Here is a 246-nt window from a genome sequence, read left to right as displayed (position 1 = left end):
AAATAATCCAGAAAAGCGATGAAGTCAGATTATGCTCATAGCGATTCTCGATCATCAGGCTGACAATAAATTGCAGTAAACATAACGTACACAATAATATTCCGGCAGTATGTGTCGCAGCGATATGTGTCAATTCAATATTTAACGGTACACCGGCAAGTTGGACTGCGTAAATAATGAAACCGACCAGGCAGGTGAAGGCCCATATTGTCGTCAGGCAGTATTCAAAAAACAGCGGCCACATTC

Annotated in this window: 1 pseudogene; it reads right to left on the bottom strand. The window is 41.9% G+C overall.

The annotated features are described in order from the left end of the window. A pseudogene (locus tag SB725_RS33145) lies at positions 1-246 on the bottom strand (poly-beta-1,6 N-acetyl-D-glucosamine synthase); the annotation flags it as partial.

The organism is Pseudomonas sp. SIMBA_041, assembly GCF_046535095.1.
GTDB lineage: Bacteria > Pseudomonadota > Gammaproteobacteria > Pseudomonadales > Pseudomonadaceae > Aquipseudomonas > Aquipseudomonas mucoides.
This window is presented reverse-complemented; position numbering and strand designations above follow the sequence as displayed.